Origin of the sequence: Streptomyces cinnamoneus (genome assembly GCF_002939475.1) — a bacterium.
In the GTDB taxonomy this organism is placed as follows: Bacteria; Actinomycetota; Actinomycetes; order Streptomycetales; family Streptomycetaceae; genus Streptomyces; species Streptomyces cinnamoneus_A.
The window spans coordinates 3,491,555-3,509,589 of record NZ_PKFQ01000001.1; the positions used below are offsets into that span (position 1 = coordinate 3,491,555).

Annotated in this window: 19 protein-coding genes and 1 tRNA gene; 10 read left to right on the forward strand and 10 right to left on the reverse strand. The window is 70.1% G+C overall.

Translation table 11 applies throughout. The features are described from left to right. The first annotated feature begins 187 nt into the window (after window positions 1–187). From CYQ11_RS15190 to pknB, 6 genes are all read left to right on the forward strand, one after another. Window positions 188–1,030, forward strand: a complete 843-nt coding sequence (locus CYQ11_RS15190; RefSeq protein WP_099199993.1) for an FHA domain-containing protein — start codon at window positions 188–190, stop codon at window positions 1,028–1,030. 10 nt (window positions 1,031–1,040) lie between these two features. Beyond that, window positions 1,041–1,568 carry an FHA domain-containing protein FhaB/FipA gene (locus CYQ11_RS15195; protein ID WP_099199992.1) on the forward strand — a complete coding sequence of 176 codons (528 nt, stop codon included), beginning with the start codon at window positions 1,041–1,043 and terminating at the stop codon, window positions 1,566–1,568. A 75-nt stretch (window positions 1,569–1,643) separates the two neighbouring features. Continuing rightward, window positions 1,644–3,143, forward strand: a complete 1,500-nt coding sequence (locus tag CYQ11_RS15200) for a PP2C family protein-serine/threonine phosphatase (RefSeq protein ID WP_099200240.1) — start codon at window positions 1,644–1,646, stop codon at window positions 3,141–3,143. Window positions 3,144–3,186: 43 nt separating this feature from the next. Beyond that, complete coding sequence (locus tag CYQ11_RS15205) at window positions 3,187–4,596, forward strand: FtsW/RodA/SpoVE family cell cycle protein (protein ID WP_398780019.1); 1,410 nt, start codon at window positions 3,187–3,189, stop codon at window positions 4,594–4,596. Then, the gene (locus CYQ11_RS15210) at window positions 4,593–6,044 is read left to right on the forward strand and encodes a peptidoglycan D,D-transpeptidase FtsI family protein (RefSeq protein WP_099199990.1); all 1,452 of its coding nucleotides are present in this window, start codon (window positions 4,593–4,595) and stop codon (window positions 6,042–6,044) included. Before CYQ11_RS15205 ends, CYQ11_RS15210 begins: the two co-directional genes overlap by 4 nt. 163 nt (window positions 6,045–6,207) lie before the next feature. Continuing rightward, on the forward strand, window positions 6,208–8,226 hold the full coding sequence (pknB, locus tag CYQ11_RS15220) for a Stk1 family PASTA domain-containing Ser/Thr kinase (RefSeq protein WP_099199989.1): 2,019 nt from the start codon (window positions 6,208–6,210) through the stop codon (window positions 8,224–8,226). 92 nt (window positions 8,227–8,318) lie between these two features. Here pknB and CYQ11_RS15225 read toward each other — a convergent pair whose 3' ends face one another. The 6 genes from CYQ11_RS15225 to CYQ11_RS15250 all read right to left on the reverse strand — a co-directional run bounded on the left by CYQ11_RS15225 (window position 8,319) and on the right by CYQ11_RS15250 (window position 12,645). Continuing rightward, window positions 8,319–9,008, reverse strand: coding sequence for a class E sortase (locus CYQ11_RS15225; protein WP_099199988.1), 690 nt, complete (start codon window positions 9,006–9,008; stop codon window positions 8,319–8,321). A gap of 47 nt (window positions 9,009–9,055) precedes the next feature. Next, window positions 9,056–10,003 (reverse strand): class E sortase, encoded by a 948-nt coding sequence (locus CYQ11_RS15230; RefSeq protein ID WP_420894512.1) that lies wholly within the window; start codon window positions 10,001–10,003, stop codon window positions 9,056–9,058. Continuing rightward, window positions 10,000–10,638 (reverse strand): aminodeoxychorismate/anthranilate synthase component II, encoded by a 639-nt coding sequence (locus tag CYQ11_RS15235; protein WP_099199987.1) that lies wholly within the window; start codon window positions 10,636–10,638, stop codon window positions 10,000–10,002. The genes CYQ11_RS15230 and CYQ11_RS15235 overlap by 4 nt, the downstream gene beginning before the upstream one ends. Then, window positions 10,635–10,847 carry a hypothetical protein gene (locus CYQ11_RS15240; RefSeq protein WP_099199986.1) on the reverse strand — a complete coding sequence of 71 codons (213 nt, stop codon included), beginning with the start codon at window positions 10,845–10,847 and terminating at the stop codon, window positions 10,635–10,637. The genes CYQ11_RS15235 and CYQ11_RS15240 overlap by 4 nt, the downstream gene beginning before the upstream one ends. A gap of 78 nt (window positions 10,848–10,925) precedes the next feature. Beyond that, a complete protein-coding gene (locus CYQ11_RS15245; RefSeq protein ID WP_146104689.1) occupies window positions 10,926–11,759 on the reverse strand; it encodes a class E sortase in 834 nt (277 codons plus the stop codon). 121 nt (window positions 11,760–11,880) lie between these two features. Further along, entirely contained in the window at window positions 11,881–12,645 is a 765-nt protein-coding gene (locus CYQ11_RS15250; RefSeq protein WP_099199985.1) for a DUF881 domain-containing protein, read from the reverse strand. Between the two features lie 147 nt (window positions 12,646–12,792). Here CYQ11_RS15250 and crgA point away from each other — a divergent pair, with 147 nt between their 5' ends. Next, window positions 12,793–13,047 carry a cell division protein CrgA gene (gene crgA / locus CYQ11_RS15255; protein WP_099199984.1) on the forward strand — a complete coding sequence of 85 codons (255 nt, stop codon included), beginning with the start codon at window positions 12,793–12,795 and terminating at the stop codon, window positions 13,045–13,047. Window positions 13,048–13,360: 313 nt separating this feature from the next. Here crgA and CYQ11_RS15260 read toward each other — a convergent pair whose 3' ends face one another. Together CYQ11_RS15260 and CYQ11_RS15265 are read right to left on the reverse strand one after the other, a co-directional pair. Next, a complete protein-coding gene (locus CYQ11_RS15260; RefSeq protein WP_099199983.1) occupies window positions 13,361–14,221 on the reverse strand; it encodes a rhomboid family intramembrane serine protease in 861 nt (286 codons plus the stop codon). A 105-nt stretch (window positions 14,222–14,326) separates the two neighbouring features. Further along, window positions 14,327–14,854 (reverse strand): peptidylprolyl isomerase, encoded by a 528-nt coding sequence (locus tag CYQ11_RS15265; RefSeq protein ID WP_099199982.1) that lies wholly within the window; start codon window positions 14,852–14,854, stop codon window positions 14,327–14,329. Between the two features lie 226 nt (window positions 14,855–15,080). On the opposite strand from CYQ11_RS15265, the gene CYQ11_RS15270 reads away from it, so the two are divergent. Then, window positions 15,081–15,728 carry a DUF5324 family protein gene (locus tag CYQ11_RS15270; RefSeq protein ID WP_099199981.1) on the forward strand — a complete coding sequence of 216 codons (648 nt, stop codon included), beginning with the start codon at window positions 15,081–15,083 and terminating at the stop codon, window positions 15,726–15,728. 64 nt (window positions 15,729–15,792) lie between these two features. Here CYQ11_RS15270 and CYQ11_RS15275 read toward each other — a convergent pair. After that, window positions 15,793–15,865, reverse strand: a tRNA-Ala gene (locus CYQ11_RS15275). 118 nt (window positions 15,866–15,983) lie between these two features. On the opposite strand from CYQ11_RS15275, the gene CYQ11_RS15280 reads away from it, so the two are divergent. Further along, window positions 15,984–16,529: a helix-turn-helix domain-containing protein gene (locus CYQ11_RS15280; protein WP_099199980.1), complete on the forward strand. Its 546-nt coding sequence runs from the start codon at window positions 15,984–15,986 to the stop codon at window positions 16,527–16,529. Window positions 16,530–16,575: 46 nt separating this feature from the next. Further along, window positions 16,576–17,712, forward strand: a complete 1,137-nt coding sequence (locus CYQ11_RS15285; protein WP_099199979.1) for a serine/threonine-protein kinase — start codon at window positions 16,576–16,578, stop codon at window positions 17,710–17,712. Between the two features lie 141 nt (window positions 17,713–17,853). Here CYQ11_RS15285 and CYQ11_RS15290 read toward each other — a convergent pair whose 3' ends face one another. Next, window positions 17,854–17,988: a DLW-39 family protein gene (locus CYQ11_RS15290; protein ID WP_003958712.1), complete on the reverse strand. Its 135-nt coding sequence runs from the start codon at window positions 17,986–17,988 to the stop codon at window positions 17,854–17,856. Between the last annotated feature and the right edge of the window lie 47 nt (window positions 17,989–18,035).

Sequence of the window (18,035 nt, forward strand, 5' to 3'; positions counted from 1 at the left end):
ATGGGGAAGCCACCGACGAGGCGGACGACGACGCGACGGACACGACGGACGGCCACGGAAGGCGACACTCGTCACTCCTGCCGCCGAAGGGGAACCAGCCGTTTTCCCGACGCGTGGATACGATCAGTAAGCAGTATCAGGAACGACACTGAGCATCAGAGACGTCACTGAGGGAAGGAGGTGCCCCGTGGGAGTACTGAAGCGCTTCGAGCAGCGACTCGAGGGTCTCGTGAACGGCACCTTCGCCAAGGTGTTCAAGTCCGAGGTGCAGCCGGTCGAGATCGCTGGAGCACTCCAGCGGGAGTGCGACAACAACGCCACCATCTGGAACCGTGACCGCACCGTCGTCCCGAACGACTTCATCGTGGAGCTGAGCGCCCCCGACTTCGAGCGGCTGAGTCCCTACTCCGGCCAGCTCGGCGACGAGCTGTCCGGGATGGTCCGCGACTACGCCAAGCAGCAGCGGTACACCTTCATGGGGACCATCAAGGTCCATCTGGAGAAGGCCGACGACCTCGACACCGGTCTGTACCGGGTGCGCAGCCGCACCCTCGCCTCCAGCGAGTCCCAGGACCCGCACGCCTCCAGGCAGCAGACCGGCGCCCCGCGCGCGGGCGGCGGCCCCACCCAGGGGGCCGGCTATCCGGCGCAGCCCGCCGGGGCTCCGCCCATGCCGACGTCCCCGCCGCCCGGTGTCCGCCCCCTGCCGCGCACCGGCGGTCCGGGGCCGGGTACGGTTCCGGGCGCGCAGACGCGTCGTTGGATCGAGATCAACGGCACCCGCCACCAGATCTCTCGGCCCACCCTCGTGCTGGGCCGCAGCACGGAAGCGGACGTACGCATCGACGACCCCGGGGTCTCCCGCCGGCACTGTGAAATCCGGGTCGGCACCCCCGCGACGATCCAGGACCTGGGGTCGACGAACGGCATCGTGGTGGACGGACAGCACACCACGCGCGCTACGCTCCGCGACGGCTCACGCATCGTCGTGGGCAGCACCACCATCGTTTATCGGCAAGCCGAAGGGTGAAGCGGGGGCAATGTCAGAGCTGACCCTCACGGTCATGCGGTTGGGTTTCCTCGCCGTACTGTGGCTGTTCGTCATCGTGGCCGTCCAGGTCATCCGCAGCGATCTGTTCGGCACCCGCGTGACCCAGCGCGGCTCCCGGCGGGGCGCGGGCGGCGGGCAGGCGCAGCGCGCGCAGCAGGCCGCACCGCCGCAGCAGCGCCAGCAGCAGTCCGGCGGTCGCCGGGCCGACCGCGGCCGTCGCGGCGCACCGACCAAGCTGGTGGTGTCCGAGGGCACGCTCACCGGCACCACGGTGGCCCTCCAGGGCCAGACGATCTCCCTCGGCCGTGCCCACGACTCCACGATCGTGCTGGACGACGACTACGCCTCCAGCCGGCATGCCAGGATCTACCCCGACCGCGACGGCCAGTGGATCGTCGAGGACCTCGGGTCGACCAACGGCACCTATCTCGACCGGACCCGGCTGACCACCCCGACCCCGATCCCGCTCGGCGCGCCGATCCGCATCGGCAAGACCGTCATCGAGCTGCGGAAGTAGTAGGACCATGACGACCGGAGGGTGGGCAGCGTGGCTGGGAAGGGGCTGTACCCGGAGCCGACGGGCGAGGTGCGCATGAGTCTCTCACTGCGTTTCGCCGCCGGATCGCACAAGGGCATGATCCGGGAGGGCAACGAGGACTCCGGTTACGCCGGCCCCCGGCTGCTCGCCATCGCCGACGGCATGGGCGGCCAGGCCGCGGGTGAGGTCGCCTCCTCCGAGGTGATCTCCACGCTGGTCACGCTCGACGACGACGTCCCGGGCTCCGACATCCTCACCTCGCTCGGCACGGCCGTGCAGCGCGCCAACGAGCAGCTGCGCGTCATGGTCGAGGAGGACCCCCAGCTGGAGGGCATGGGCACCACGCTCACCGCCCTGCTCTGGACCGGGCAGCGCCTGGGGCTGGTCCACGTCGGCGACTCCCGCGCGTACCTGCTGCGCGACGGCGTGCTGACGCAGATCACCCAGGACCACACCTGGGTGCAGCGGCTGGTCGACGAGGGCCGCATCACCGAGGAAGAGGCCACCACCCACCCGCAGCGCTCCCTGCTGATGCGCGCGCTGGGCAGCGGCGACCACGTGGAACCGGACCTGTCGATCCGCGAGGTGCGGGCCGGCGACCGCTACCTGATCTGCTCGGACGGACTCTCCGGCGTCGTCAGCCACCAGACGATGGAGGAGACGCTCGCCAGCTACCAGGGCCCGCACGAGACCGTGCAGGACCTGATCCAGCTCGCCCTGCGCGGCGGCGGGCCGGACAACATCACCTGCATCGTGGCCGACGTCCTCGACGTCGACGGCGGCGACACCCTCGCGGGGCAGATCAACGACACGCCCGTCATCGTCGGTGCGGTCGCCGAGAACCAGCTGCACATCAACGACAACGGCGCCATGCAGACCCCGGCCGGCCGCGCCGCCGAGCTCGGCCGCGCCAACCGGCCCGCACCGCCTCAGGACGGCGTCTCCGGCGGCTTCGGCCCGCCCGGCAGCGGCGACCCGGCCGTGGGCGCCGCGCCGGACGGCTCCTTCGGCCCGTTCACCGACCAGGACTTCGTCAAGCCGCGGCCCAAGGGCCGCTGGCTGAAGCGGTCACTGATCATCGCCCTGGTGCTGGGTGTCGTGGGCGGCGGCTGCTACGCCGGCTACCAGTGGACCCAGACGCAGTACTACGTGGGCGCCAAGGACAACGACCACGTGGCGGTCTACCGGGGGATCAACCAGGACCTTGCCTGGCTGAGCCTCAGCAAGCTGGCCAAGGACCACCCCGAGATCGAACTCAAGTACCTCCCCGTCGACCAGCGCAGCCGTGTCGTCGACACGATCGCGGTCGGCAGCCGCGAGCAGGCCGAGAAGAAGGCCGACGAACTCGGCAAGCAGGCGTCGGCCTGCAAGAAGAACGCCGAGCGGCAGACGGCCGAGCAGCAGAAGCGGGAGAACGAGAAGCAGAACGGCGACCGGACCGGCGCCGCGAAGGACTCCGGCACCGAGAGCCGCGCCCAGGCCACCCCGGCCCCCGGCCCCACCCTCAGTGAGGAAGAGCAGAAGTTGGTCCAGCAGTGCAGCAACGCTCAATAGTGAAGCCGTAGGGGCCACCACAGCCATGTCAGCCATTTCACCCATGTCGAACAACACGACGACGATCAGCACCGCGGGCCCGCCGAGCAGGCGCAACACCGAGCTCGCGCTGCTGGCCTTCGCCGTGATCATTCCGTGTTTCGCGTACGCCAACGTGGGCCTCGCCATCGACGACGAGCTGCCCTCGGGCCTGCTCGGCTACGGCATCGGCCTCGGCCTGCTCGCCGGCGTCGGCCACCTGGTCGTCCGCAAGTTCGCCAAGTACGCGGACCCGCTGCTGCTGCCGCTGGCCACGCTCCTCAACGGGCTGGGCCTGATCCTGATCTGGCGGCTCGACCAGTCGCCGCGGCTGATGCAGCTGGCCAAGAACCAGGGCTTCAAGTTCGTCCCCTACGCGCCGAACCAGCTGCTCTACTCGGCGCTGGGCATCGCGCTCTTCGTCGCCGTGGTGATCTTCCTCAAGGACCACCGCGTCCTCCAGCGCTACACCTACATCTCCATGGTCGTGGCGCTGGCGCTGCTCATCGCGCCGATGTTCTTCCCGCCGAAGTTCGGCGCGCGCATCTGGATCACGATCCCGGGTCTCGGCGGTCTCCAGCCGGGTGAGTTCGCGAAGATCGTCCTTGCGGTGTTCTTCGCCGGCTACCTGATGGTCAAGCGGGACGCGCTCGCCCTGGCCAGCCGCCGCTTCATGGGGCTGTACCTGCCGCGCGGCCGTGACCTCGGCCCGATCCTCGCGGTGTGGGCGTTCTCGATCCTCATCCTGGTCTTCGAGACCGACCTCGGTACGTCGCTGCTGTTCTTCGGCATGTTCGTCGTGATGCTCTACGTCGCCACCGAGCGCACCAGCTGGATCGTCTTCGGTCTGCTGATGTCCGCCGCCGGCGCCGTGGGCGTCGCGTCCTTCGAGCACCACGTCCAGGAGCGCGTCGACGCCTGGCTGAACCCCTTCGCGGTCTTCGAGACGCACAAGGGCACCGAGCAGATCGGCCAGGCGCTGATGTCGTTCGGCTCCGGTGGCGTCTTCGGCACGGGCTGGGGCCAGGGCAACTCCGACCTGATCGGCTTCGCGGCCAACTCCGACTTCATCCTCGGCACGGTCGGCGAGGAGCTCGGCCTGGCCGGCGTCATGGCGGTCCTGCTGGTCTACGGCCTGATCGTGGAGCGCGGCGTGCGCACCGCCCTCGCCGCCCGCGACCCGTTCGGCAAGCTGCTGTCCGTCGGCCTGTCCGGCGCCTTCGCCATCCAGGTCTTCGTCGTCGCCGGCGGTGTCATGGGCCTCATCCCGCTGACCGGCATGACCATGCCGTTCATGGCGTACGGCGGATCGTCCGTGCTGGCCAACTGGGCCCTGATCGCCATCCTCATGAAGATCAGCGACGCCGCGCGCCGGCCGGCTCCGGCCCCCGCCCCGTCCCCTGACGCCGAGATGACCCAGGTGGTCCGCCCGTGAACAAGCCCGTGCGCCGGATCGCGATCTTCTGTGGTCTGCTCGTCCTGGCCCTGATGGTCCGCGACAACTGGCTTCAGTTCGTCCAGGCCGACGAACTGAAGACCAGCAAGTGGAACCACCGCGTCGACATCGCGCGCTACAGCCAGCCGCGCGGCAACATCATCGTCGACGGCCAGGCGATCACCGGCTCCCAGGAGACCGGCGGCATCGACTACAAGTACAAGCGCACCTACAACAACGGCCCCATGTGGGCCCCGGTCACGGGCTACTCCTCGCAGGTCTTCGGCTCCAACCAGATCGAGAAGCTGGAGGACAAGGTCCTCACCGGCGACGACGACCGGCTGTTCTTCAACCGGACGATCGACATGATCACCGGCAAGGGCAAGAAGGGCGGTGACGTGATCACCACCCTGAACGGCAAGGCGCAGGAGGCCGCCTTCAAGGGCCTCGGCGACAAGAAGGGCGCCGTCGCCGCCCTCGACCCGCGCACCGGCAAGATCCTTGCGCTGGCGTCCACGCCCTCGTACGACCCCTCGTCCATCGCGGGGGCGCTCGACAGCAAGGCCTGGACGACGCTGAACAACGACAAGGCCCAGCCGATGCTGAACCGGGCGCTCAAGCAGACCTACCCGCCCGGGTCCACCTTCAAGGTCGTCACCGCCGCCGCGGCGCTGGAGAACGGCCTGTACAAGGACGTCGACTCCAAGACGGACTCGCCGGTGCCGTGGGTCCTCCCCGACACCCGGATCGAGCTGAAGAACGAGGGCAGCATCCAGTGCAAGGACGTATCCCTGCGTGAGGCGCTGCGGATCTCCTGCAACTCCGTCTTCGGCAAGGTCAGCGCCGACCTCGGCAACAAGAAGATGACCGAGCAGGCGAACAAGTTCGGCTTCAACAAGCCGGTCGACACGCCCGTGCGCGCCGTGCCGAGCGTCTACCCGAAGGACAACCGCCCGCAGAACGCCATGGCGGGCATCGGGCAGGCGTCCAACCGCGCCACGCCGCTCCAGATGGCCATGATCGCCGCCGCTGTCGCCAACAACGGCAAGCTCATGGAGCCGTACATGGTCGACAAGCTGCGCGCGCCGAACCTCAACGTCATCGAGACGCACCAGCCGAAGCAGCTGGAACAGCCGATCTCCGCGGAGACCGCGCAGAAGCTGCAGAGCATCATGGAGACGGTCGTCGAGCAGGGCACCGGAACCAGCGCCCAGATCAAGGGCGTCAAGGTCGGTGGCAAGACCGGCACCGCCCAGCACGGCGTCGACAACAGCGGCAACCCCTACGCGTGGTTCATCTCCTACGCGAAGTCGGGTGACGGCTCCCCCGTCGCCGTGGCGGTGGTGATCGAGGGTTCGGACACCGACCGCGACGACATCGCCGGTGGCCGCCTCGCCGCGCCGATCGCGAAGAGCGTCATGGAGGCGGTACTCAAGACGGAGAAGTGACCCGGCTCACTCTCCGCAGTGGATCACCCACTCCCTCGATACCGGTCGTATATCGGGTGCCGGTGGCGCCCCGAAGGGGCACTGCGCGCCGGGTACGGTATGCCGGACAGCACACCGACGGACGTAACGAAGGTGCGGTCAGGAAAACGGAAGGGCTGGAGCTATGGAAGAGCCGCGTCGCCTCGGCGGCCGGTACGAGCTGGGCTCGGTGCTCGGTCGCGGTGGCATGGCCGAGGTCTACCTCGCCCACGACACCCGGCTCGGCCGCACCGTCGCCGTGAAGACGCTGCGGGTGGATCTCGCCCGCGACCCGTCCTTCCAGGCCCGGTTCCGCCGTGAGGCCCAGTCGGCCGCCTCGCTGAACCACCCGTCCATCGTCGCCGTGTACGACACGGGCGAGGACTACGTCGACGGGGTCTCGATCCCGTACATCGTCATGGAGTACGTCGACGGGTCGACGCTGCGCGAGCTGCTGCACTCCGGGCGCAAGCTGCTGCCCGAGCGCTCGCTGGAGATGACCATCGGCGTCCTCCAGGCGCTGGAGTACTCCCACCGGGCCGGCATCGTCCACCGCGACATCAAGCCGGCCAACGTGATGCTGACCCGCACCGGCCAGGTCAAGGTCATGGACTTCGGCATCGCCCGCGCCATGGGCGACGCCGGCATGACGATGACGCAGACCGCCGCCGTCATCGGCACCGCCCAGTACCTCTCCCCCGAGCAGGCCAAGGGCGAGCAGGTCGACGCGCGTTCCGACCTCTACTCCACCGGCTGCCTGCTCTACGAGCTGCTGACGGTCCGTCCGCCGTTCATCGGCGACTCGCCGGTGGCCGTGGCGTACCAGCACGTGCGGGAGGAGCCCAACCCGCCGAGCATCCACGACCCCGAGATCACGCCCGAGATGGACGCCATCGTCCTCAAGGCGCTGACCAAGGACCCGGACTACCGCTACCAGTCGGCCGACGAGATGCGCGCCGACATCGAGGCGGCCCTCGACGGTCAGCCCGTCGCCGCCACCGCCACCCTGGGCGCCGTCGGCTACGGCGCCGAGGACCAGCCGACCACGATGCTGCGCCCGCAGGACCACCACCCGGGCGGTGCCGGTCAGACGTCGATGATGCCGCCCGTCGCCGACGGCGGCGGCTACGGCGGTTACGACGGCGGCGCGGGCGGCGGACGCCGGGGCGGCGGCCGGAAGAGCAACCTCTCGACGATCCTGCTGGTCGTCGCGGGCGTCCTGGTGCTCGTCGGAGCCATCTTCATCGGCAAGTCGCTCTTCGGCGGCGGCGGCAACGGCTCCCAGGTGAAGGTGCCGAGCCTCAAGGGCCAGTCCCTCGCCGACGCGCAGCAGCTCGGCGAGAACGGGCACTTCAAGGTCGTCCAGAGCGGTACGAAGCCCTGCGACGACGTGCCCAAGAACAAGGTCTGCACCCAGGACCCGGGCGCGGGCGGCAAGGTCGACCGGGGCGGCGACGTCAAGGTGACCCTGTCCGAGGGCGCCCCGAAGGTCCAGGTGCCGGACGTCACCGTCATGAAGTTCGACGAGGCCGTCAAGCTCCTGGAGAAGCGGGGCTTCACGTACAAGCAGAAGCAGAAGGAGACCCAGGACAGCACTCCGGGTGTCGTCCTCAGCCAGGACCCCGAGGGCGGTTCGCAGGCCGAGAAGGGCACGGAGATCGTCCTGACGGTCGCGGCGGCGCCGGCGAGCAAGACCGTGCCGCCCGTGGTCGGCCAGCCCTTCGACGCGGCCCAGAAGCAGCTGAAGGACCTCGGCTTCGACGTGAAGCGCGAGGACGAGGACTCGACCCAGCCGGCGGGCACCGTCAGCCGGCAGAGCCCCGACGGCAACACCTCCGCCCGGGCGGGCTCCACGGTCACCCTCTACGTCTCCAAGGGCGCGCCGCAGAACATCCCGGTCCCGGCCGTGATCAACATGAAGCTCAAGGACGCCAAGAAGGCGGTGACGGGCGCGGGCCTGAAGGTCGGCGCCATCACCGGCCCCGGCGACGACAACGCCATGGTGATGGTCACGGACCCGGTGGCCGGCACCCAGGTGCCCAAGGACACCCCCGTCAACATCACCACGGTGGGCGGTGTCCCCGGCGGTGACACCGGCACGGGCACCAACGCCGGTCAGGACGGCGGCTTCTTCGGCGGCCTGATCGGCGGCCGCAAGCACTGAGCCCGGCGACGGGCCGCACATGGCGAAGGCCCCGGTCACCACGCGGGTGGTGACCGGGGCCTTCGTCATGTGCGCGGACCGGGGTTCTCGCCTCAGCGCAGTTCCTTGGGCGGGGTGCGCCGGGCGTCGACCTTCTCGGTGCGCTCCAGCTCGGCCCAGACGACGTAGCGGTAGTCGGAGGTGTAGACCGGCGTGCAGGTCGTGAGCGTGAGATAGCGGCCCGGCCGGGTCTTGCCCGACTCCTCGGGCACGGCGTCGAGGACATCGACGTTGAAGCGCGAGGTCTGCTTCAGCTGGGCGTAGACCTTGTAGACGTACCAGACGTCGCGGGTCTCGAAGACGACGGCGTCACCGGTCTTGATCTTGTCGATGTTGTGGAACCGGGCGCCGTGGCCGTCGCGGTGGGCCGCCAGGGTGAAGTTGCCCTGCTTGTCCCACGGCATCGCGGCCCGCTCCGGCTCGCGGTAGAAGCCGGCCACGCCCTCGTTGAGGACCTTGGTGCCAGTGCCGGGCTTGACCAGCACCTCGCCGTTCCGCATCGCCGGTACGTGGAGGAAGCCGATGCCGTCCTTGGTGTCCAGAGCGCCCGGCCCCTGGGGCCGCGCCCAGGTGTCGCGGACGTGGTTGCCCTGGCGCTTGGCCTCGCGGTCGGCGAGGACGTTCGTCCACCACAGCGAGTAGACGACGAAGAGGGCCATGATCACGCCTGCTGTGATCAGCAGCTCGCCTATGACGCTCACGACGGCGGCGATCCGCCCCCGAACGCGGTCGTTCCGTGCCACTGGGGTTCGTCCCCGCCTTCATTGTTCTCGCGTGGTTCTCGCGTGTCTCAGTTGACGAGCGCGTCCGGCTTTCCCTTGCTCCGGGGCCGCTCGTCGACCATCTTGCCCCACACGATCATCCGGTAGGTACTGGTGAACTCCGGGGTGCAGGTGGTCAGGGTGATGTAGCGGCCGGGGCCGGTGAAGCCCGAACCGGCCGGTACGGGGTCGATGACCCGCACGTTCGCCGGAGGCGTCTGATCCAGACGGCTTGTCATCTCGTAGGTGTAGAACGCACTCTGCGTCTCCACCACGATCTTGTCGCCGGGCTTCAGCCGGTTGACGTAGCGGAACGGTTCGCCATGGGTGTTGCGGTGGCCGGCGAGCGCGAAGTTGCCCTGCTTGTCCCACGGCATCGCGGACTTCAGCGGGCCCTCGGCGTAGTGGCCCACCATGCCGCGGTCGAGGACCTTGTGCTTGCCGATGCCCTGGGCGATCGGCGCCTTCACGTCCAGCGCGGGGATGTAGACGATCGCGAAGCCCTGGCCCGGCGAGAACGCCCCCGCGTCCCGGTCCGCGCCCTCTCCCCGGTCCCAGCTGTGCTGGAGGTCCTTGGCGGCGCCGCCGGCCTGGCGCTGGGCGATGACGTTCGTCCACCACAGCTGGTAGGCGACGAACAGCAGCATGACGACGCCCAGCGTGATGAACAGCTCGCCCGTCAGACGGCTGACGACCACGCCGATGCTGTCCTTGCGGGCGCGCGCGGCGCGCTGTGCGGCGCGACGCCGCTCCGCACGCCCTCCGGTGACGACGGGCGGCGGAGGCTCGACGCGGCGCAGCGACATCGTCGCGTCGTCCTCGGGCGGCAGCGGCTGCGCCACCCGCCCCGTGCCGTAGCGGGTGGAGCCGGCGGGCGGCGGCGGCTCGGGGGCCGGCTCCGGCCCGGGCCCGTGGAGGTACGGCGCCGGGTCGGGAAGCCGCCAGGAGGGGGTCTGTTCGGGCCGGAGCGTGGTCACGCCCCGGCCTTGCCGACCACCGGGGCGAGCCCGGCCGACCGTTCCACCGCCCCCATGTCACCGCAGGCGACGAGCCAGTTCGCGAGCATCCGGTGGCCCCACTCGGTGAGCACCGACTCCGGGTGGAACTGCACGCCCTCGACCGGCAGGTCGCGGTGGCGCAGGCCCATCGCCACACCGGTGTCGGTCCAGGCGGTGATCTCCAGCTCGTCCGGCCAGCTGTCCCGCTCCACGGCCAGGGAGTGGTAGCGCGTGGCCGTGAAGGGCGACGGCAGGCCCTGGAAGACGCCCTTGCCCTCGTGGGTCACGGGCGAGGTCTTGCCGTGCAGCAGCTCGGGGGCCCGGTCGACCACGCCGCCGTAGGCGACCGCCATCGACTGCATCCCCAGGCACACGCCGAAGACGGGCACCGAGGTCTTCGCGCAGTGCCGCACCATGTCGATGCACACACCGGCCTGTTCGGGCGCTCCGGGGCCGGGCGAGAGCAGCACGCCGTCGAAGCCGTCCTGGGCGTGCGCGGGCTCCACCTCGTCGTTGCGCCGCACCTCGCACTCGGCGCCGAGCTGGTAGAGGTACTGGACGAGGTTGAAGACGAAGCTGTCGTAGTTGTCCACGACGAGGATGCGCGCGCTCACAGGGCCACCGCCGTTCCGTCGCCGACGGCGATCGCGTCGCCGGCCGACATGCCGTTGTCGACCGTCACGTCGTTGAACGGCAGCAGCGGCTCCGCCCACGGGAAGACGTACTGGAAGAGGACGTAGACGATCCCCAGCACGAGCAGCAGCGAGATCAGCGCCCTCACCCATGCGTTGCCCGGCAGATGACGCCAGATCCAGACGTACATGCTCTACCCACTCGACGGTGTTCGGTCGTTTGTCGTTTGCAGCACCAGACTAAGGGGCGGCGACCCGGGTGCGGGGGGTCAGCCGGACAAAGCCTTCGGCTTGCCGTCGGCCGCCGGCCGGGTGCCCTCCAGATGAGCCCAGACGATCAGCCGGTGGCTGTGGCCCCACTCGGGTTCGCAGGTGGTGAGCGTCAGATAGCGGCCGGGCTCACGATAGCCGGAGGCGGTGGGCACGGGGGCGATCACGTCGGTGTCGGTGGGCAGCGTCCGGTACGGCCGGGTGTCCACCCGGTACGTGTACCAGGTGGTGCCGTCCGTGAGGACCACGGCGTCGCCGGGCCGCAGGTCGGGAAGGTCCTTGAAGGGGTCGCCGTAGGTGCGGCGGTGGCCGGCGACCGCGAAGTTGCCGCTCTCGCCCAGGCCGGCGGTGCGCTCGTAGTGGCCGAGGCCCTTCTTCAGCAACTCGGTGCCGGTGCCCTGGAGGACGGGCTTCGCCCAGCCCCTGCCGAGCCGGGGGATGTACATGACGGCGAAGGGCGCCCCGGAGCGGTATCCCGTGCGGGCCGCCGACGCGGGGGGCGAGCCCGGCGACGGCGCGGGGGCGGGCGCGGGGGCGCTCGCGCCGGGGCCCGGTACGGGGGCGAGCGCCGGGTCGGGGACCGGTGGTGCGGACCGCGGGGGCGCGGCCCCGTCACCGGGCGGGTCCGCGACAGGGGTCCGCTCCGGGTCGCCGGGAGCGGGGGCCGCGGGGCCGGCGACCCACTGTTCCCGGAGCCGGTCGATCTCGTCGTCCATCGCGCTGTCGGCGCGGACGCCGGTCCAGTAGAGGACGTAGACCACGAAGAGCACGAGCAACGCGCCCACCGTGAGACACAGTTCGCTGAGCGTCCGTACGACGAGTCGTAACCGCACCGGCCGGCCCCTTCCCGGGCGTATCGGGCGTTGCCTGTCGTTACTTCACGGCTTCCACGTCACGGCGCCACGCCGGGCGGCTCCGCCGCGCGGTGTCGCTTCGGGGCTCCCTGCGCGGGCTTCACTGCACGGGCTTGGCGACGTGGAGATCCACTGTGCCGGAGTAACCCGGAAGAGTCACGGTGTCGCGCTGGTCGACTTTCCAGCCGAGCCCGTACGCCGCCACGTACTGGAGGTAGTTCTGGATCGCGGGGGACGCGTCCAGGGCCTTGCGGAGCGCTCCGCGGTCGCCCACCGCTGTGACCTTGTAGGGCGGGGAGTAGACGCGGCCCTGGAGGATGAGGGTGTTGCCGACGCAGCGGACCGCGCTGGTGGAGATCAGCCGCTGGTCCATCACTTCGATGCCCTGCGCACCGCCCTGCCACAGGGCGTTGACCACGGCCTGGAGGTCCTGCTGGTGGATGACGAGGTCGTTGGGCTGCGGCTGGGGCACGCCGGGAATCTTCGCGGTGGCGTTGGGCGGCGCGTCGGTGAGGGTGACGGTGAGGCCGGGGCCCGCGACCTTCTGGGTGCCGGCGGCCTTCTCCAGGGCGGTCAGCCGCTTGTCCTCGGCGGCCGAGCCGCCGTTGTCGCGGCGGGCGAGGGCGTCGACCCCGGCGCGGGCGGCCGCGGCGCTGTCCTCCAGCTCCTTGTTCTTGTGGCTGCGCTCCTGGATGAGGTCCGACAGGCGGAGCATGGAGTCGTCCGTGCGGATGTTCGTGCCCTGGGCCGTGTTGAAGCTCATCCAGAAGATCAGACCGGCCAGCGCGAAGACTCCGCCGGTCAGGAGCCGTACGGGACGGAACCGCCGAACAGGTCCGCTGGTGGAGTCCGCAGAATTGCTCAACGTACCCTTATCCTCTCCGACGCCGCGGAAGCACTACGCTAACGGACGCCCGGGGGAAGGAAGCGCTCCCGTCGCTCCCGCCCCGGCGGACCAGCCCCTTACAGTCCAGCGCGGTCACGCAGCGCATCGACAGGAGAGAGTTCCCTCGTGCCGAAGTCACGGATCCGCAAGAAAGACGACTTCACTCCGCCTCCGGTGAAGCAGCAGAATCTGAAGCTGACCACCGGGCGCCGCTGGGTCGCGCCGCTGATGCTGGCGATGTTCCTGATCGGGCTGGCCTGGATCGTCGTCTTCTACGTGACGAGCGGCGACATGCCGGTGGAGTCGCTGAAGAACTGGAACATCGTGGTGGGCTTCGGCTTCATCGCGGCCGGGTTCGTCGTCTCCACGCAGTGGAAGTAGAAGCCCTCCGCGAAGTTCTGACCTGAGCTTTCCGAGGGGTTATCCACACCCTCGTCCACAGTGGGGAAAACTCAGAAGATCTGTGGATAACCTCCGGGACGTTGACGCCGGTGTGACTGATCGCAAGCAGTGCGTATCCATGGTCACACCGGCACATCACCCCTAGATGCGCAGCTCAGTGGCGCTATTCACGCTCTGAACACATGTTCCCCACGCCGTGCACAAGATCCGGCACGCGTTGTGGACAACCTGTGGGCCCACCGGTGTGGGTGACGTGTCCTCCGAGGGCCGGAAGCGTTGTCCCCCGCCCCACTCAGCCCAGCTGCAGCGTCCGCACACCCACCGCCGCGACGATCACCACGAGCGCCGCGGCGCAGGTGAGGCGCTGGACGAGCGCGCGCTTGTCGCGGGGGGCGTGCACCATCCCGTACGCCACCGCCGTGCCCACCACCAGACCGCCCACATGGGCCTCCCAGGCGATGTTGGCCCAGGTGAAGGTGAAGATCAGATTGAGCACGAGCAGCGCGATGACCGGGCGCATGTCGTACTTCAGCCGGCGCATCAGCACGGCCGTCGCGCCCAGCAGCCCGAAGATCGCACCGGAGGCGCCGAGGGAGGGCTGGTTCGGCGCGGCGACCAGGTAGGTCAGGGCGCTGCCGCCGAGCCCGGAGAGAAGGTAGAGGGTCAGGAAGCGGGCGCGGCCGAGCGCGGCCTCCAGCGGCGGGCCGAGCCACCAGAGCGAGAGCATGTTGAAGGCGATGTGCATCGGCGTCTGGTGCAGGAAGGTCGCGGTCAGCAGCCGGTACCACTGCCCCTCGGCGACGCCCTCCAGCGGGCCGAAGTCCGACAGGGACGCCCGGCCGAACAGCTCCAGCGCGTCCACCAGGCCGTCGCCCGCGGCCAGCACGGCGATCCAGACGGCGACGTTGATCCCCAGCAGCACCTTGGTGACCAGGCGCGGGTCGTCCGTGTGGACACTTCCCGCGACCGTGCGCGGCGCGGCCGCGCGGGGGGCGTGGCCCGTGCCGGACGCGCCGGCGACGCACTCCGGGCACTGGAAGCCGACCGAGGCGCTGACCATGCACTCCGGGCAGATCGGGCGCTCACAGCGGACGCAGCGGATGCCGGTCTCCCGGTCCGGGTGCCGGTAGCAGCAGACGGCCTGGTCGTTCATGCTCTCCCCTTGCCCGTGTCCGGGGCCGGTGTGCCCTGTCCGCATGACGCGGCCCCGCCCGTCATACGGACGGGCGGGGCGTCAGGTTCCCGCGGGAACCGCTCGTCAGCGCTTCTCGACGACGACCGACTCGATGACGACGTCCTGCACCGGGCGGTCGGTGCGCGGGTTGGTCGCGGCGGTGGCGATGGTGTCGACGACCTTCTTCGACGCGTCGCTGGTGACCTCGCCGAAGATCGTGTGCTTGCCGGTCAGCCACGCGGTGGGGGCCACCGTGATGAAGAACTGGGAGCCGTTGGTGCCCGGGCCGGCGTTGGCCATGGCGAGCAGGTAGGGCTTGTTGAAGGCGAGGTCCGGGTGGAACTCGTCCTTGAACTGGTAGCCCGGGCCACCGGTGCCGTTGCCCAGGGGGTCACCGCCCTGGATCATGAAGCCGCTGATGACACGGTGGAAGATCGTGCCGTCGTACAGCTTGTCGGTGGTCTTTTGGCCCGTCTCCGGGTTCACCCACTCGCGCTCGCCCTGCGCGAGCTCCGTGAAGTTCTTCACCGTCTGGGGGGCGTGGTCCGGGAGGAGCCGGATCTCAATGTCGCCCTGGTTGGTCTTCAGGGTGGCGTAAAGCTGCTCAGCCACGGTCTACCTTCCATAGTGTTCACTGACGGCTACCGATCCTCGCACGGCGGGTAGGCGGCGAGTAGCCACCAAAGTCCCGCGCGCGGCGGCCAACCATGGCATTGTCGAGCGAAGCTCCCCTTTGACCCGGATGCCCGCTCTCGCATGCCGGACCGCCCGCCGGCAGGCATGATTTTCCATTGGGTGGAAAGGCGACAAACCATACGCCACCGAGGAGGAGGTTCTCGTGACCCGCAAGAACAGCGTGCGCGCCGCGACCAGCACCGCCAAGGACAGCGTGCGCCACGCCGTGGAGGTGGTGGCGCCCTATGCCGGCACGGCCAAGGACGGCGCCGTGCACTACGCGCACGAAGCCAGGGCCCGGCTCGCCCCCAGGGTCGCCGACGCCGCGCACCACGCGCGTGCCACCTACGACGTGCATCTGCAGCCCCGGCTCGAACACGCCCGGGAAGCCCTCCCGCCCAAGGTGGACCAGGCCGCCGCCCGGGCCCGCGCCGCCGCCGAGCCCGTCAAGGACGAGGCCCTCTCCCGCGGCACGGCCGCCCTCGCCGCGCTGCGCGGCCAGGTGACGGCCGACGACGTGGAGAAGATCACCCGCAGGCGCACCCGCCGCTGCCGGACGGGCCGCACCGCCAAGCGCCTCCTCGTCCTCGGCGTCCTCGTGGGCGGCGCCGTCGCCGCCTGGAAGTGGTGGGACAAGCAGGCCAACCCCGACTGGCTCGTCGAGCCCCCCGAGGCGACCGAGCCCGGCGACCGCGACTCCCTGTCCGCCGTCGACGGCAGCGCCGCGGCCTCGGGCCTCGACCCGGAGGTCCAGGCGAAGCAGGACCGTGCCGACGCGGACGCCTTCCCCGGTGAGGACGAGGACCGCTAGGGCGCGCCGACCGCACGCAAAAACCCCTCCGACCGCGTTTACGCAGGTCGGAGGGGTTTTCTTGTGGAGCCTAGGGGAGTCGAACCCCTGACATCTGCCATGCAAAGACAGCGCTCTACCAACTGAGCTAAGGCCCCGTCGGGGACCAGACTACCCGGTGCCGGCAGTGTTTCCCGACCGGGTATCGCCGGGTGCCACCACTCTCCGTAGGATGCACCGCAAGATTCGCGGCAGCGAAGCGAAGGGGAGAGCGTGATGGACGCAGCACAGCAGGAAGCCACCGCCCGCGCACGAGAACTGCAGCGCAGCTGGTACGGGGAGCCGTTGGGGGCGCTCTTCCGCCGTCTCATCGACGATCTCGGCCTGAACCAGGCCCGTCTCGCGTCCGTTCTGGGCCTGTCGGCCCCCATGCTCTCGCAGCTGATGAGCGGTCAGCGCGCGAAGATCGGCAACCCGGCCGTAGTACAGCGGGTACAGGCCCTCCAGGAACTCTCCAGCCAGGTCGCCGACGGCACCGTCAGCGCCGCCGAGGCCGCGGAACGCATGGAGGAGGTCAAGAAGAGCTCGGGCGGGTCCGTCCTCAACTCCACGCAGACGACGGCCAGCAGCGGCGCGCCGACCGTCCGCCGGGTGGTGCGCGAGATCCAGTCGCTGCTGCGGTCGGTGGCGGGTGCCGGCGACATCATCGAGGCGGCCGACACCCTGGCCCCCACCCACCCCGAACTCGCCGAGTTCCTGAGGGTGTACGGCGCCGGGCGGACCGCCGAGGCGGTCGCGCACTACGAGGCGCACCAGAGCTGAGGCGGACCGGGCGGGGGCCGGGGGGAGCGGGGGCGGCGCGAACGACATGGGTGAGGTCTTCGCTGGGCGGTACGAGCTGGTGGACCCGATCGGCCGCGGCGGGGCGGGAGCGGTCTGGCGGGCCTGGGACCGGCGCCGGCGACGGTACGTGGCGGCCAAGGTGCTCCAGCAGTCCGACGCCCACACGCTGCTGAGGTTCGTCCGCGAGCAGGCGCTGCGCATCGACCACCCCCATGTGCTGGCGCCGATGAGCTGGGCGGCCGACGACGACAAGGTGCTGTTCACCATGGAGATGGTGGGCGGCGGCTCACTGGCCCATCTCATCGGCGACTACGGGCCGTTGCCGCCGCATTTCGTGTGCGTCCTGCTGGACCAGCTGCTGTCCGGGCTGACCGCCGTGCACGCCGAGGGCGTGGTGCACCGGGACATCAAACCGGCCAACCTCCTTTTGGAGGCGACGGGTACGGGACGTCCGCATTTACGGCTCTCGGATTTCGGGATCGCCATGCGCAAGGGCGAGCCGCGGCTGACCGACACCAACTTCGTGATGGGAACGCCCGGTTACTTCGCGCCCGAGCAATTACTGGGGGAAGAACCCGACTTCCCGGCCGACCTCTTCGCCGTCGGCCTGGTCGCCCTCTATCTGCTCACCGGCCGGAAACCCGACGCCGAAGCGCTCGTGGAGCGGTTCCTCGCCCAGGGGGTGCCGTCCGCCCCCGCCGAGGTGCCCGAGCCGCTCTGGGACGTGGTCGCGAACCTGCTGCACCCCGATCCGTACACCCGCTTCCGTACGGCCACGGGTGCCCGGAAGGCCCTGGCGGCGGCCGTGGAGCTGCTGGGCGAGCCGGCGGCCGACGAGGAGCGCATCGAGGTCTTCGACCAATTGGGGCCGCTTCCTCCGGGTTTCGGCCCGGACGGACCCCAACGCCGACCGGGGGCCCAGGCGGAGCCCCGGCCACAGCCGCCGGCGCCGCCCCGGCCGAACTATCCGCCCACGCGCCTCTACACACCCCCTCAGACCCCCGCGCGGCACCTTTCGGGCCCGCCGCCCCCCGCACCGCCGCCCGCGCCCGTCACGGCCCCGCGAGGGCGCCCGAGTCCGCCCGCCAAGGTGGCCGTCCCCGTGCTGCTCCTGGCCCTGCTGTGCCTCGCGGTGGGGGTCTGGGCGCTCGCGGTCAGCTGAGCCCGGCCGGGGAACCCCATGGGTTCACGTTCGCAATCATTTTATTCGCGATTGCAATGAAGAGGTGTGGCCGGGAACGAAGACAGGGCCCCGGCCGCTACGGCGGCCGGGGCCCTGCTCACACTCAGAACGTGTTGTGGCTCACACACCCGAACCTGCGGGCACGGAGTCGGTCGCCTCCGTCCACAGGTCCTGCTCGGCGCGATCCGCCTGGATCTGCCGGTACACGAGGAGCCCGCCGATGGCGGCCAGTGCGACCAGGAGCAGCTTCTTCACCGCGCGACCTCGTCTTTCCTTGACGTAAGGGGACCTCTGGTGGCCGA

What these genes read in the sequence shown, in the direction of transcription:
- CYQ11_RS15240 (WP_099199986.1), bottom strand. Translation starts at nt 10,847, where the DNA reads ATGTACGTCTGGATCTGGCGTCATCTGCCGGGCAACGCATGGGTGAGG.
- CYQ11_RS15280 (WP_099199980.1), top strand. Translation starts at nt 15,984, where the DNA reads ATGGACGCAGCACAGCAGGAAGCCACCGCCCGCGCACGAGAACTGCAG.
- CYQ11_RS15205 (WP_398780019.1), top strand. Translation starts at nt 3,187, where the DNA reads ATGTCGAACAACACGACGACGATCAGCACCGCGGGCCCGCCGAGCAGG.
- CYQ11_RS15260 (WP_099199983.1), bottom strand. Translation starts at nt 14,221, where the DNA reads ATGAACGACCAGGCCGTCTGCTGCTACCGGCACCCGGACCGGGAGACC.
- CYQ11_RS15195 (WP_099199992.1), top strand. Translation starts at nt 1,041, where the DNA reads ATGTCAGAGCTGACCCTCACGGTCATGCGGTTGGGTTTCCTCGCCGTA.
- pknB (WP_099199989.1), top strand. Translation starts at nt 6,208, where the DNA reads ATGGAAGAGCCGCGTCGCCTCGGCGGCCGGTACGAGCTGGGCTCGGTG.
- CYQ11_RS15200 (WP_099200240.1), top strand. Translation starts at nt 1,644, where the DNA reads ATGAGTCTCTCACTGCGTTTCGCCGCCGGATCGCACAAGGGCATGATC.
- CYQ11_RS15285 (WP_099199979.1), top strand. Translation starts at nt 16,576, where the DNA reads ATGGGTGAGGTCTTCGCTGGGCGGTACGAGCTGGTGGACCCGATCGGC.